Annotated in this window: 14 protein-coding genes and 1 tRNA gene; 5 read left to right on the forward strand and 10 right to left on the reverse strand. The window is 72.8% G+C overall.

Translation table 11 applies throughout. The features are described 5' to 3' along the window. Positions 1-63 precede the first annotated feature (63 nt). Complete coding sequence (locus ACZ7OU_RS33510; RefSeq protein WP_470244440.1) at positions 64-246, forward strand: CsbD family protein; 183 nt, start codon at positions 64-66, stop codon at positions 244-246. A 68-nt stretch (positions 247-314) separates the two neighbouring features. Beyond that, positions 315-1,196, forward strand: coding sequence for an alpha/beta fold hydrolase (locus tag ACZ7OU_RS33515; RefSeq protein ID WP_470258290.1), 882 nt, complete (start codon positions 315-317; stop codon positions 1,194-1,196). Here the strand turns inward: ACZ7OU_RS33515 and nrfD are convergent. The 6 genes from nrfD to ACZ7OU_RS33545 form a co-directional block, all read right to left on the reverse strand. Continuing rightward, positions 1,174-2,097, reverse strand: coding sequence for an NrfD/PsrC family molybdoenzyme membrane anchor subunit (gene nrfD / locus ACZ7OU_RS33520; RefSeq protein ID WP_470258291.1), 924 nt, complete (start codon positions 2,095-2,097; stop codon positions 1,174-1,176). The two genes, ACZ7OU_RS33515 and nrfD, sit on opposite strands and share 23 nt — an antisense overlap. Next, on the reverse strand, positions 2,094-2,939 hold the full coding sequence (locus tag ACZ7OU_RS33525; protein ID WP_470258292.1) for a 4Fe-4S dicluster domain-containing protein: 846 nt from the start codon (positions 2,937-2,939) through the stop codon (positions 2,094-2,096). Before ACZ7OU_RS33525 ends, nrfD begins: the two co-directional genes overlap by 4 nt. Continuing rightward, on the reverse strand, positions 2,932-6,159 hold the full coding sequence (gene fdh, locus ACZ7OU_RS33530; protein WP_470258293.1) for a formate dehydrogenase: 3,228 nt from the start codon (positions 6,157-6,159) through the stop codon (positions 2,932-2,934). The genes ACZ7OU_RS33525 and fdh overlap by 8 nt, the downstream gene beginning before the upstream one ends. A 38-nt stretch (positions 6,160-6,197) precedes the next feature. Next, a complete protein-coding gene (gene selB, locus ACZ7OU_RS33535) occupies positions 6,198-7,910 on the reverse strand; it encodes a selenocysteine-specific translation elongation factor (RefSeq protein WP_470258294.1) in 1,713 nt (570 codons plus the stop codon). Then, positions 7,901-9,184, reverse strand: a complete 1,284-nt coding sequence (gene selA, locus ACZ7OU_RS33540; RefSeq protein ID WP_470258295.1) for an L-seryl-tRNA(Sec) selenium transferase — start codon at positions 9,182-9,184, stop codon at positions 7,901-7,903. Before selA ends, selB begins: the two co-directional genes overlap by 10 nt. Further along, a tRNA-Sec gene (locus tag ACZ7OU_RS33545) sits at positions 9,184-9,278 on the reverse strand. Before ACZ7OU_RS33545 ends, selA begins: the two co-directional genes overlap by 1 nt. Before the next feature lie 53 nt (positions 9,279-9,331). On the opposite strand from ACZ7OU_RS33545, the gene selD reads away from it, so the two are divergent. Beyond that, the gene (gene selD / locus ACZ7OU_RS33550; RefSeq protein ID WP_470258296.1) at positions 9,332-10,324 is read left to right on the forward strand and encodes a selenide, water dikinase SelD; all 993 of its coding nucleotides are present in this window, start codon (positions 9,332-9,334) and stop codon (positions 10,322-10,324) included. 34 nt (positions 10,325-10,358) lie between these two features. Next, positions 10,359-10,571, forward strand: a complete 213-nt coding sequence (locus tag ACZ7OU_RS33555; RefSeq protein ID WP_470258297.1) for a DUF2795 domain-containing protein — start codon at positions 10,359-10,361, stop codon at positions 10,569-10,571. Here ACZ7OU_RS33555 and ACZ7OU_RS33560 read toward each other — a convergent pair. Next, positions 10,568-10,849, reverse strand: coding sequence for a hypothetical protein (locus tag ACZ7OU_RS33560; RefSeq protein WP_470258298.1), 282 nt, complete (start codon positions 10,847-10,849; stop codon positions 10,568-10,570). The genes ACZ7OU_RS33555 and ACZ7OU_RS33560 overlap by 4 nt on opposite strands. Positions 10,850-10,903: 54 nt before the next feature. On the opposite strand from ACZ7OU_RS33560, the gene ACZ7OU_RS33565 reads away from it, so the two are divergent. Next, positions 10,904-11,470, forward strand: coding sequence for an isochorismatase family protein (locus ACZ7OU_RS33565; protein ID WP_470258299.1), 567 nt, complete (start codon positions 10,904-10,906; stop codon positions 11,468-11,470). A 234-nt stretch (positions 11,471-11,704) separates the two neighbouring features. Here ACZ7OU_RS33565 and ACZ7OU_RS33570 read toward each other — a convergent pair whose 3' ends face one another. The 3 genes from ACZ7OU_RS33570 to ACZ7OU_RS33580 are packed head-to-tail and all read right to left on the reverse strand — an operon-like array spanning position 11,705 to position 13,846. Then, positions 11,705-12,037: an antibiotic biosynthesis monooxygenase family protein gene (locus ACZ7OU_RS33570; RefSeq protein ID WP_470258300.1), complete on the reverse strand. Its 333-nt coding sequence runs from the start codon at positions 12,035-12,037 to the stop codon at positions 11,705-11,707. A 43-nt stretch (positions 12,038-12,080) separates the two neighbouring features. After that, on the reverse strand, positions 12,081-12,983 hold the full coding sequence (locus ACZ7OU_RS33575; protein WP_470258301.1) for a serine hydrolase: 903 nt from the start codon (positions 12,981-12,983) through the stop codon (positions 12,081-12,083). Then, positions 12,980-13,846: a LysR family transcriptional regulator gene (locus ACZ7OU_RS33580; RefSeq protein WP_470258302.1), complete on the reverse strand. Its 867-nt coding sequence runs from the start codon at positions 13,844-13,846 to the stop codon at positions 12,980-12,982. The genes ACZ7OU_RS33575 and ACZ7OU_RS33580 overlap by 4 nt, the downstream gene beginning before the upstream one ends. Positions 13,847-13,858: the final 12 nt, after the last annotated feature.

Genomic DNA, 13,858 nt, shown 5'->3' on the forward strand with positions numbered 1-13,858 from the left:
ACGACAAGGCCCTTTTGGCGACTGGCCGATCCGGAAATGTCGCCGCGACGGAAGGTGCGTCCCATGAACGACAAGTTCGAGAACAAGGGTGAAGAGCTCAAGGGCCGGGCGAAGGAAGCTGTCGGCGACGCCACGGGCAACGAGCAGTGGCAGGCCGAGGGTAAGGCCGACCAGGCCAAGGGCTCCCTCAAGCAGGCCGGCGAGAAGATCAAGGACGCCGTCAAGGGCGTCAAGGACAAGAACTGATCCGTAGTTCTGCCGCTGCCGCACCTCGGGTTCCCGGGGTGCGGCAGTTTCGCTGCCGGGGGTGAATCGTGTTCGACGGCTTCGCGCTCGATTACGTCGACGTCGGCGGGGTGACGCTGCGGGTCCGCCACGGCGGCTCCGGTCCGCCGCTCCTGCTGGTGCACGGGCATCCGCGCACCCACACGACGTGGCACCGGGTCGCCCCGCTGCTCGCGGAGCGGTTCACCGTCGTCTGCCCGGACACCCGCGGCTACGGCGAATCGACGAAACCGCCGACCGACGAAGACCACACGCCGTACAGCAAACGCGTCATGGCGGCGGACTGCGTCGCTTTGCTGCGGCACCTCGGCCATTCCCGGTTCTTCGTCGCGGGTCACGATCGCGGTGCCTACGTGGCGACGCGGCTCGCGCTCGACCACCCGTCGGTGATCCGGGGCGCGGCGATCCTGGACGCCGTCCCGATCGGGGAAGCCCTCGCCCGCTGCGACGCGCGGTTCGCGCGCGAGTGGTTCCACTGGTTCTTCTTCGCCCAGCCGGAAAAACCCGAACGGGTGATCACCGCCGATCCCGACGCTTGGTACAACGTCGGCACCAAGAACACCCCGGAACGGCTCGGCGAGGGCAACTTCGCCGACTTCCACCGCGCGATCCACGACCCGGCCACGGTCACCGCGATGCTCGAGGACTACCGGGCCGGCCTGGGTGTCGACCGCGCGCACGACGACGCCGACCGGGCCGCCGGCAAGCGGATCACCTGTCCAACGATGGTTCTATGGTCCAGCGACGACGACCTGGAAGACCTCTACGGCGACGTCCTGGCCGTCTGGCGCGGCTGGACCACCGACCTCCGCGGCCACGCGATCAAGTCCGGGCACCACATGGCGGAGGAGAACCCGGCCGCGCTGGCCACCGCACTCGGCGACTTCTTCAGCGGCCTTCCCGCCGACTGAGCCGCTCCCGCTGCGGGATCACCACGTACTTCGGGTCCTTTGTGGACTCCACCCCGGCCGCGTAGACGCCGAACCGCGTGCACAGTCCCGAGGCCAGGTACGCCGTCCCGGCCAGTACACCCGCCGCGCGGTTCCGCTTCGCCAGCAGGGAAAGTCCCGCGCCGGCCGCGGTCAGTGCCTTCGCCGCCTTCAGCAGCTTGCCCGCTCGGCCCGTCCGGTACGGCTCCGACACCAGGCCCAGCCCGGTTTCCACGTGGTGCTCGGCCAGCAGCTCCGCGACCGCGCCGGCGAGCCCGGCCCGGACCGCCGGGCCGACCTCGCTCGCGGGAACCGCCAGCAAGGCCGCGCCCGCGCCGCTGGTCAGCGCGCTGCCCGCGAACAGCACCGGGAGCGTGCCGTGGGCCTCGTGCCACGACGGCGTCGCCGTGTCCGCCAGCAGGACCGCCGTGTACGTGCACATCGCCGGGCCGAGCACGCCCGCACCGAGGCCCGCGAGCCGGCCGATCCGCGGCAGCCGCCCGGTCACCTCGGACGCCGCCGCCACCGCGGCCAGCCCGGAGAACGGCGAGAGGATCCACGACCCCACCGAGAGCGGCGACGTCGGCTTCAGGACCCGCAGCATGTGCAGGAACCGCGTCGGCTTCCCCAGGTCGTGGACCAGCGCCACGACGCTCGCGAGCGAACCGCCGGACGCGACCAGCCTGCCGACGCGGGCCAGGCCCGGCCGCCCAGTGACGTCGGCGAGCGCCGCCATCGTCGCCGACGCGCCCGCCGCGCCGCCGAGGAACAGGTACAGCGGCACGTCCGGCTGCTTCCAGGCCGGTTCCTTGAGGATCGGCTTGCCGTAGTAGGAGCGGAACTCGGCGGGCTCGACCATCGTCCGTTCGCGGCGCGGGCTCATCGGCGCCGGCCCAGGAACGACGCCGCGACGGCCACGGCGACGCCGGCCGCCGTCACCGCCGCCCGCTTCCACATCGCCGGCAGGTCGCGGGTGGTGACCACCGGGTCCGGCGGCAGCCCGTAGACCTCGGGTTCGTCCAGCAGCAGGAAGAACGCGCCGTCGCCGCCGACGCCGTCCTCGGGGTCACGGCCGTAGAGCCGGGCCTCCGGTACGCCCGAGTCGTGCAGGTCGCGAACCCGCTCGTCGGCCCGTTCACGGAGTTCGTCCAGCTCGCCGAACTGGATGGAGTCGGTCGGGCACGCCTTGGCGCAGGCCGGTTCCATCCCCGCGCCGAGCCGGTCGTAGCAGAGGGTGCACTTGAACGCGCGGCCGTCGCTCTCGCGCTTTTCGATGACACCGTACGGGCACGCCGGGACGCAGTAGCCGCAGCCGTTGCAGATGTCCTGCTGCACGACGACGGTGCCGAACTCGGTGCGGAACAGCGAGCCGGTCGGGCAGACGTCGAGGCAGGCGGCGTGTGTGCAGTGCTTGCAGACGTCGCTCGACATCAGCCAGCGCACGCCCGGGTCTTCCTGCCCCGGCGCGCCGACGTCCGGCATCCCGAGGTCCGGCATTCCGAGGTCCACAGTGGACGTCTTCGGCTGCTCGACGAAGGCCACGTGCCGCCAGGTGTTCGAGCCCAGGGCGCCGGTGTTGTCGTAGGACGTGCCGAGCAGGTCGAGCCCGCCCGCCTCGGGCACCTCGTTCCACTCCTTGCACGCGACTTCGCAGGCCTTGCAGCCGATGCACACCGACGTGTCGGTGAAGAACCCCATCCGGGGCTGGGTGCCGTACTCAGCCATCGGCTCGCCTCCGGTACTCGGCCACGAACTCGGGCAGGGCGGCGCCGCGCGGACGCCGTCCCGGCCGGATGTCGCAGGTGGCCGCCTTGGACTCCTGGATGTGGACGTTCGGGTCCATCACGATGGCCAGCAGGTCGTTGGCCGCGTCGCCGCGGGACAGCCCGTTCGGTCCCCAGTGGTACGGCAGGCCGACCTGGTGGATCGTCCGGCCGCGGACCTTCAGCGGTTTCACCCGATCGGTCACGAGGACGCGGGCCTCGATCGCCGTCCGCGCGGAGACGATCGTCGCCCAGCCGCCGTTCTCCAGCCCGCGTTCGGCGGCCAGGGCCGGCGAGACCTCGCAGAAGAACTCCGGCTGCAGCTCCGACAGGTACGGCAGCGTCCGGCTCATGCCACCGGCCGTGTGGTGCTCGGTGAGCCGGTAGGTGGTGAACACGTACGGGTAGACCTCGCTGCGCGCCGGGTTGTACGGGTTCGCCGGGCTGTCCAGCGTCTGGCGCGTCGGCGACTCCTGCTGGCGGTACAGCGCGTTGTCCACCGGGCTCTCGAACGGCTCGTAGTGCGCGGGCAGCGGGCCGTCCGCGAGACCGGCCGGGACGTAGAGCCACGCCTTGCCATCGGTCTGCATGATGAACGGGTCACGGCCGCCGAGCGCGTCCTGGGCCTTGGCCCCCTCGGGCGGCACGTGGTCCGGGGCCTTCGTCGGCTCGAAGTCCGGGACGTCCGGGCCGACCCACTTGCCCTGGTCGGCGTCCCAGCTGAGCAGCTTCTTCCGCTCGCTCCACGGCTTCCCGTCCGGGTCCGCCGACGCGCGGTTGTAGAGGATCCGCCGGTTCGCCGGCCACGCCCAGGCCCAGCCCTTCGCGACCCAGTCCTGCTCCTGGCCCGGCTGTCGGTTCGCGGCCTGGTTCTTCCCGCCGGCGCGGACGCCGCAGTAGATCCAGCAGCCGCACGAGGTCGAGCCGTCGTCTTTCAGTTCGGTGTACGCCGAAAGCGGGCCCTCGGGGCCGTGGCCGTTGATCTCGGCCAGCACGGACTCCGCGCTCGGGTCGTCGGTCGGCCCCTCGACCGGGTAGCTCCAGGTGAGGTCGCGCACCGGCGCGTCCCGGGGGTCGTCGCCGATCCGTTCCCGGATGATCCGGCCCAGGTGGTAGTAGAACCACAGGTCGCTGCGGGCGTCGCCGGGTGGTTCGACGGCCTTGTGGTGCCACTGCAGCAGGCGCTGGGTGTTGGTGAAGCTGCCGTCCTTCTCGGTGTGCGCGGCGGCGGGCAGGAAGAAGACCTCGGTGCCGATCTCCTCGGGCTTCAGCTCGCCCGTCTCGATCTCCGGGCCGTCCTTCCAGAACGTCGCGCTCTCGATCAGCTGCAGGTCCCGGACGACGAGCCAGTCGAGGTTGGCCAGGCCGAGCCGCTGGAACTTGCCGTTGGCCGAGCCGACCGCCGGGTTCTCCCCGACCAGGAAGTACCCCTTGCACTCCCCTTCGATCTGCTTCTGCACGGTCGCGTACGTCCCGTGGTCTCCGGTCAGCCGGGGCAGGTAGTCGAACCGGAAGTCGTTGTGCGGCTGCGCCGAATCACCCCAGTAGGACTTGAGCAGGCTCACGGCGTAGGAGCGCATGTTGCCCCAGAAGCCCGTCTTGCCCGCGTCGGCTTCGACGAACTCGTCGAGGCTCTGGTGCTGGTGCGCGTGCGGCATCGGGATGTAGCCGGGCAGCAGGTTGAACAGCGTCGGGATGTCGGTGGAGCCCTGGATGCTCGCGTGGCCGCGCAGCGCGAGGATGCCGCCGCCGGGACGGCCGATGTTGCCGAGCAGCGTCTGCAGGATCGACGCCGTGCGGATGTACTGCGCGCCGACCGTGTGGTGCGTCCAGCCGACCGAGTACACCCAGGCCGTCGTCCGGTCGCGCCCTGAGTTCGCGGTGACCGCCTCGGCGATCTCGCGGAACTGCTCGACCGGCAGGCCGCAGACGTCGGCGACCATCTCCGGCGTGTAGCGCGCGAAGTGGCGCTTGAGCACCTGGAAGACGCACCGCGGGTGCTGCAGCGTCTCGTCGGTCTTCGGCTTGGCACCGACCGCCGCGCCGCCGCTGCCGTAGGTGTCCGCACGGGCCGTTTTCTGGTGCGCTTCCCCGCCGTGGTGCGACTCCGAGCCCGGCTCCCCCGGCTGTTCGGGGTCGGTGGAGCCCGCCGCGGGCACGGTCGGCGCGCCTTCGTACTCCCACGACGTCATGTCGTACCGGCGCTTCTCGGGGTCGTAGCCCGAGAAGACGCCATCGAGGTCTTCGGTGTCGGCGAAGTCCTCACGCAGGATGGCGGCCGCGTTCGTGTAGGCCAGCACGTACTCCCGAAAGTCCTTCTCTTCGCTGAGGACGTAGTTGATCAGGCCGCCGAGGAACGCGATGTCCGTCCCGGCGCGCAACGCCGCGTGGACGTGCGAGACCGCGCTGGTGCGGGTGAACCGCGGGTCGACGTGGATGATCTTCGCGCCGCGGGCCTTCGCCTCCATCACCCACTGGAACCCGACCGGGTGACACTCGGCCATGTTCGAGCCCTGGATGACGATGCAGTCGGCGTTGGCGAGGTCCTGCTGGAACGTCGTGGCGCCTCCACGACCGAAGGAGGTCCCCAGACCGGGAACCGTGGCGGAGTGTCAAATACGGGCCTGGTTTTCGATCTGTATCGCGCCGAGCGCGGTGTACAGCTTCTTCATCAGGTAGTTCTCTTCGTTGTCCAGCGTCGCGCCGCCCAGGCTGGCGAAGCCGAGCGTGCGGTTGAGCTTGCGACCCTGGTCGTCGGCGTCCTGCCACGTCTCGTCACGGGTTTTCAGGACCCGGTCGGCGATCATGTCCATCGCCGTGTCGAGGGGCAGCCGCTCCCAGTCGGTGCCGTGGGGACGGCGGTAGAGGACCTCGGTGACGCGGCTCGGGCTGGTCACGAGCTGCTTGCTGGCCGAGCCCTTCGGGCAGAGCCTGCCGCGGGAGATGGGCGAGTCCGGGTCACCCTCGATCTGCGTGACGCGGCCGTCCTTGACGTAGACCTTCTGGCCGCAGCCGACGGCGCAGTACGGGCAGACCGACTTGACCACCTTGTCGGCGTCTTCGGTGCGGGCGTGCCATTTCTCCGAACCGTCCGATTTGGCCGCTGCGGCGCGTGCTGTCCGGTCGGGACCGGTCAGCTGCCGGTACACCGGCCAGCCTTCGATCCACTTCCGCACGCTCATACCGGGCACGGTAGTAGCCATACCCCCGGAACGCAGGTCTAACCACTCGTCCGGCGGGTCCCGTCGCCCAGTGATTCCGTCAGGCCGGCCGCGTCCAGGCGTTCCAGCAGCGGGATCATCACCCGGCGGGTGCTGTCCAAGGCGCGGCGCGCCGCCGAAACCGTGAACGGCTGGGGTAGCGCGCGCAGCTCGGCCGCGGCTCGCTCTTCGATGTCCGGCCCGAGCACCACGCCCTCCGCCACCGCCGTCAGCCGGCCGAGGCGGACGGCCGCCGCCAGCTCGCGGCGGCCCAGGCCCAGCGCCCGCAGCTCGTCCGCCTCCGGGGCCCGGAACGGGTGCTCGGCCAGCTGCTTTTCCACCTCCACCACGGCCTTCTCGACCGCCGGAGCCAGCCCGCCCGGCCGGCGGACGAGCCCGCCCGCCACCTCGAGACCGGTGCCGGCCAGCAGCGGGCCGACCAGTTCCGGTACGGGCAGGCCGAGCCGCTGCCGCAGCGCCTCCACCGGCATGCCCGCGGCGAGGGCGTCCCAGTCCCGCACGATCACCGCGGCCTCGGCACGCAGCCCGGCGAACCGCGGCGGGTCGACGCGCCAGCCGCCCACCAGGTCACCCGTCTCGGGCAGCCCCAGCAGCGAGAAGTCCGCGGCGCGCACGAAACCGGTGCGGCGCAGGTACACCCCGGCGAGATCATCGGTGGTCAGCTCCTCGCCGCGCGCCCGCGCCGCGCCCCGGCGGGCCAGCGACGGCGGCCGGACGTCGAGCACGTCAAAGCCCGCGGCGATCCGGTGCTCGCCGGGGTCGCGCAGCAGCCCGCGATCGCCGACGCGCAGCGGCAGCGCGGACGTCGTCGTGAGCCGGGCGGTGTCCGTCCCCAGTGGACGGACGCGCACCGGCACCGCCGCCGTCCCGAAGTGCAGCACCAGGTTCCGGTGGAGGTCGGTCGCGTGCAGCCGCACGTCGAACTCGGCCGTCTCTTGCCAGCGGCCCGGCGTGAGCAGGACATCGCCACGCCGGACGTCGGTGCGCGCGGTGCCGCGCAGGTTCACCGCCACGCGCGCCACGGCCGTCACCCGGTCGTGTGCCTCGCCGAGCGCCTGCAGGCCGCGGACCTTGACCCGCGCGTCCCCGAGCAGCAGCTCGTCGCCGACGGCGATCGTCCCCGCCGCGAGGGTGCCCGTGACGACCGTGCCCGCGCCCGAAACGGTGAACGCCCGGTCGATCCACAGCCGGACATCGGCGTCCGGATCGGGCGCCGGCAGCCCTCCGGCCAGCGCGGCGATCGCCGCGCGCAGCTCGTCGAAACCCGCACCGGTCTTCCCGCTGACGGCGACGCTCGGCACGGCACCCAGCGACGTCGCGGCGATCTCGCCGAGCGCGGCCTCGGTCGCGGCCGCCGGGTCGGCGCGGTCGGCCTTCGTGACGACCAGCAACCCGCGCCGGACACCGAACGCGTCGAGCGCGGCGAGGTGCTCGGCCGACTGCGGCATCCAGCCCTCGTCGGCCGCGACGACGAACAGCACCGCCGGCGCGGGCCCGGCGCCCGCCAGCATGTTCGGCACGAACCGTTCGTGGCCCGGCACGTCGACGAACGCGACGTCGTCGCCGCCGATCCGCGTCCAGGCGAACCCGAGGTCGATGGTGAGCCCGCGGCGGCGCTCCTCGGCCCAGCGGTCGGGCTCCATCCCGGTCAGCCGGCGCACGAGCGTCGACTTCCCGTGGTCGACGTGCCCGGCGGTGACGATCACCCGCATCGGCGGACGGCTTCCCGGAGCTTCGCGTCCTCTTCCGGCCGCACGGTCCGCAGGTCGAGCAGGCACCGGTCCCGCTCGACCCGGCCGACGACCGCGGGCTCGCCGGTCCGCAACGCGACGGCGTACCGGGCCGGCAGGCTCACCGCGACGCTGGGCAGTTCGACACCGGGCGCTCCCCCGCCGCCGACGGCCGACAGCACCGACGTCACTTGGACGTCGACGCCTTCCAGAGCTCTGACCAAGGTCTCCGCGCGCTCTCGGAGGCTCGCGACCGACGCATCGAGGGCCACGCGCACCGGCGGTTCCGGCCCGCGGAGCGTCGCTTCGAGCGCGGCGAGCGTGAGCTTGTCGACGCGCAGCGCCCGCGCGGCCGGGTGCCGCCGCAGCCGTTCGACGATGTCGGCGTCGCCGAGCAGGAGGCCGGCCTGCGGGCCGCCGAGCAGCTTGTCGCCGCTGGCCGTCACGACCGTGGCGCCCGCCCGCAGCGCGCTCGCGGCGTCCGGTTCGTCCGGCAGGAGCGGGTGCGGGGTCAGCAGGCCGGACCCGATGTCGGCGACCACGGGCACGCCGAGGCCGGCCAGCTCGCCGAGCGCCGCTTCCGACGTGAAGCCGGTGACCCGGTAGTTCGACGGGTGGACCTTGAGGACGAACCCGGTGTCCGGGCCGAGAGCGTCGGCGTAGTCCCGGATCGACGTCCGGTTGGTGGTGCCGACCTCGCGCAGCCGGGCACCGGTCGAGGCGAGGAGGTCGGGGATGCGGAAGCCGTCGCCGATCTCGACCAGTTCGCCCCGGCTGACGACGATCTCCCGGCCCGGGGCCAGCGCGAGCGCGCAGAGCAGCAGCGCGGCCGCGTTGTTGTTGACGACGTGCACGCCACCGGCGTCCGGGACGGCGGCGGCCAGCGCCGCGAGGGCACCTCGGCCCCGCCGCGCCCGCTCGCCGGTCGCCAGGTCGAACTCGACATCGGTGGCGCCCCCGGCCGCCACCAGCGCGTCGAGCGCGGCCGCGGACAGCGGGGCCCGGCCGAGGTTGGTGTGTACGACGACGCCGGTCGCGTTGACCACCGGCCGCAGCGACGCCGCGCTCGCCGGGAGCCGCGCGAGGACGACGTCGACGACGTCGGCCGGGGCGATCTCCCCGGCTCGCGCGGCTCGTTGCGATTCCTGGATCACCACCTTGACCAGGTCACGCCCGAGCGTCTCGGCGAACTTGGCGACGCGGGGCTCGGCCAGCACCGCGTCGGTCCGCGGGATCGCGCGGCGGGGGTCAGGCATGGCGGAGGCGGACGGGAATCGAACCCGCCAACGACAGGACCTGCCGTTCACCGGTTTTGAAGACCGTGCCGGTCACCAGGCCGGATACGCCTCCCTGCACCATGCGGCCATCCTGCCAAGGTTGCGGCCGGCGGGCACGATGAAGCGGTGGAGTACCGACTGACGCAGTACGCCCACGGCGGCGGCTGCGCGTGCAAGATCCCGCCCGGCGAGCTGGAGGAGGCCGTCCGCGGCCTCACCGGCAGCGCCCCCACCGACCCGGCGGGCGAGCTCCTCGTCGGCCTCGACACCGGCGACGACGCGGCCGCCGTCAAGATCTCCGGGTCGACCGCGCTGATCGCGACCACCGACTTCTTCACCCCGGTCGTCGACGACGCCTACGACTGGGGACGGATCGCCGCGGCCAACGCGCTTTCCGACGTCTACGCCATGGGCGGCACGCCGGTGGTGGCGGTCAACCTGCTCGGCTGGCCGCGGGAGACGCTGCCGTTCGAGCTGGCGGGCGAGGTGCTGCGCGGCGGGCTCGACGTCTGCGGCAAGGCGGGCTGCCACCTGGCCGGCGGGCACAGCATCGACGATCCGGAACCGAAGTACGGCCTGGCCGTCACCGGCGTCGCGGATCCCGCGCGGCTGCTGCGCAACGACGCCGGCCGCGCGGGCGTGCCGCTGACGCTGACCAAGCCGCTCGGCATCGGCGTGCTGAACTCGCGGCACAAGGCCACCGGCGAACGGTTCGCGCAGGCGATCGACGTCATGACTACGCTGAACGACACCGCCGCCCACGCCGCGCTGGCCGCCGGGGCCGTCTGCGCCACCGACGTCACCGGCTTCGGCCTGCTCGGCCATCTGCACAAGCTGGCCAGGGCGAGTGGCGTCACCGCGCGCCTGGACCCGTCGGCTGTGCCGTACGTCGAAGGCGCGCGCGAGGCGCTGCGCGACGGGTACGTCAGCGGGGGCACGCGCCGCAACCTCGACTGGGTGCGTCCGCACGTGGACCTGTCCCGGATCTCCGAAGACGAGGCGTTGCTGCTGGCCGACGCGCAGACGTCCGGCGGGCTGCTGGTCGCCGGGGAGGTGCCGGGGTACCCGGTGATCGGGGAGCTCGTGCCGCGCGGGGAGCACACGATCGTCGTGGGGTGAGTTTCGGGGCGGTCGCGGCGGGTACGCGGAAATCATGCCTGCACCGGACCGTTCCAGCCTCGAACAGCACCTGGCCCAGACCGCCTACCCGTGCGGCCGCGACGAACTCCTGCGGCGCGCGGCGGCGGCCGGCGGCGGGGACTCCGTGCTCGGTTCGCTCGGCGGCCTGGCCGAGGGCGACCGGTACGAGGACTTCGACGCCGTGTGGGCGGCGGTGTCGGCGAAGCGCCTCGGCGGGACGTCCTAGGCGAGCCGCTCCACGGCGTCGCGCGCTTCCTTGAGGTCCGCGCCCGTGTTCTCGCGGTAGACCTTGATGGCCTGGATCTTCTTGCCCTCGCGCAGCAACGCGGCGACCTCGTCGAGCCCGGGCTCGATGACGGTCACGCCGAGTTGCGCGACGATGGCGTCCAGCTTCCGTTCCATCCGATCGAGCCGGCGGCCGAGCCTGCGTTCGGTGGACGACGATCCCAGGCCGACGACCGTGATGAGCAGGACGATCCCGAGCAGCAGCATCCCGTAGTCCATGGCGGGTCATGCTACTGCGCGAAAACTGTCGGTGCCCGCGTTTAGGGTGGCCCCATGACGACATTGACCGATCGCCCGAACACCGCTCTGCTGATCGTCGACGTGCAGAACGGCGTGATGGACGGCGCCCACGACCGCGCCGCCGTCCTCGCGAACATCGTCGCGTTGGTGGAGAAGGCGCGTTCCGGCGGGGTCGACGTGGTGTGGGTGCAACACACCGATGACGGGCTGCCCCGCGGGAGCGAGGAGTGGGAGTACGTGCCGGAACTGGTGCGGCGCGAGTCGGAACCGTTGGTGCACAAGGGTTACGGCGACGCGTTCGAGGACACCGACCTGGAGGCGGTGCTGGCGGCCCGCGATATCGGCAGGCTGGTGGTGGCGGGAGCCCAGACGGACGTGTGCATCAGGTCCACCCTCCACGGCGCGTTCACCCGCGGCTACGACGCGACACTGGTGTCCGACGCGCACACGACGGAGGACCTGTCGGCGTACGGGGCACCTGAGCCGGGGGCGGTCATCGCGCACACGAACCTGTATTGGCAGTACCAGACGGCACCGGGGCGGACTGCGGGGACGGTGCAGACCGCGGAGGTGGAGTTCGGGGTGAAGGCACCGGCCTGAGCGGCTCGGGGTGGGGGCGGTTGGTCGGGTGGGCGCGCCCCGGTTGGGGGCTTGCGGGCGGTGGCCCCGGGGTCGCCTTCGTGGCCGGGGTGGGGGCCGTGGTCGGGTGGCGCCCCGGTCGGGGACTTGCGGGCAGTGGCCCCTGGGTCGTTTCCAAGGCCGGGGCGGCAGTTGTTGCGGTCGGCGCACCCGAAGTGGCGTCGGGTGCGAGTCGTTCATGACGACCGGCCCGCCCTACTCCGGGCGCTGGAAGCCGTACGCGCGCTCCACTTTCGCCACCTCGATGTGGTAGTCCGCGTACCACTGCTCCCAGCCGCGGCGCTGGGCCTCCAGGTGCTCCGGGTGCTGCTTCCACGCCGTGATCGACTCGGCGTCGCGGTAGTACAGCACCGTCAGCTCGCGGCCGTCGGCGTCCGTCCGGGACTCGCGTCCCAGGTAGCCCGGCTGCGCCCTCCCCAGCGAGCCCATCCGGGCGTCCATCGGCGCGTAGCCGTCCAGGTTGTCCGCGTCGAGCTTGCTGCTGATGATCACCGCGTAGTACGGGGGTTCGGGTCTCGTGAAGGACACCGCCGGAGCCTAGGTCCGCGCCGCCTCCGGCCCCAACCGATATTCACGCTCCGCGCAGGTGGTCGCGCAGGGATCGGGCCACCCGGGCCATCAGCACGTCCGCCTCGGGCTGGAGTACCGCCGGGACACGGGACCCCGTCAGCGCCACCACGCCGAACGCCCGGCCGTCGGCGTGCTCGACTACTCCGGCCTCGTGCCGCAGGTTCAGCAGCGTTCCCGTCTTCGACGACCACTTCGCCGCGTCCGAAGCGAAGTCCGGCGTCAAGCGGTGGCGGATCACGTTGTGCGCCATCAGTTCCCTCACACCCGCGGCCACCACGGGATCGATCCGCGACGGCGTCCACAGCGCCTGCAGCAGCTCCAGCACCGCCCGCGCCGACGCCGCGTTCGCGCGGGTCACGTCGAGCTGGGGCAGCCGGTGACCCTGCCCCGCCGTGCCCGCGCCGATCGCCAGTGCGTGCGCCAGGTCGACCTCGCCCGCGTCGAACCGCTCGGCCGGGGTGTCGACGAGGTCCGCCATCAGGTGGCGCACGGCGATTCCCCGCAGACCCCACCCCTCCAGCGCCCGCATCACGGCGTCCGGCGGCGTGAGACCGAACAGGACGTCGGCCGCCACGCCGTCGCTCAGTGCCGTGCTCAGGTACAGCAGGTCGTCGACCGCGATCCGGGCCGGGTGGCGGAAGCGCGTCAGCCCGATCGGCCCGGGCGTGGTCACTCCGCCCGGCTCGACCTCCAGCTGCGTGGCGCCGTCCAGTTCGCCGCGGCGGATGCGCTCCAACGTCGCCGCCGCCAGGGGGACCTTCACCAGCGACGCGATCGGGTACTCGCGGTCCGGGTCGATCCCCAGCTCGTGCCCCGACCGCAGGTCGCGGACCAGGAACGACCCGCGCAACCCGCCTTCGTCCAGCTCCGCCCGCAGCTGCCGGACCAGCCCTTCCGCGCTCATGCCTCGGCTCCCAGGCACCGCGCGACCGCGGACGACAGTCCGCGCAACCGGTCGGCGTCTTCGCCCAGAGTCGCCGCGACGCCGAAGCCGCGCGCCAGCGAGATCTCGCCGACCGGACGCCAGTGCAGCCCCAGCTCGTCGGCCTGCGCGGCCGAGCACAGCAGCAGGTCCGCCGAGCCGAACACCGCCGCCGCGGCCGCGGTCAGCGACCCGGCCACGGCCACCTGCGCCGGCGGCAGGCCCACGGCGTCCTGCACCCGCAGCAGCCGGTCGCGGACGTGCGGGACGTCGTCCTCCGGCTGCAGCCGGACGTGCCGCCGCGGTCCCCCGGACCGCCCGGCCCGCAACGTCTCCAGGTGCACGACCCGGGCCGGCGGCGCGACCACCCCGGCCAGCCCCAGCGGCACCGACCACACGCCCTCGTCGGCCGGGACCGCGACGAGCGCCGCCCGCACCTCCTGCGTGCGGACCAGCTCGGCCCGCTCGCCCGGCGGTGCGACGCGGAACTCCAGGTGGACCTCCTGCGCGCGGGCTTCGGCGGCCAGCTCCGCCAGCGAACGCACCCCGCACGTGTCCGGGACGGCGACGCGCATCGGCCGCAGCCGCGCTTGCCGCGCGTCGTGTTCCAGCGCGTCGGCCAGCTGCACCAGCCGCCGGGCGGAGGGCAGCACGTCGCGCCCGAACGGCGTGAGCCGCGCCCGGCGGGTCGTCCGGTCGAAGAGCCGTTCGCCGAAGTGCGCTTCCAGCGCGGCGATGCGCCGGCTCGCGACCGGCTGCGGGATCCGCGCGACCGCCGCGCCCGCCGTGAAGCTGCCCGCCTCGCTCACGCTCACGAACGCCCTGCAGCCGCCCACCAGGTCCACGGCCTCACTCTA

This window comes from Amycolatopsis sp. NPDC114505 (assembly GCF_055633615.1).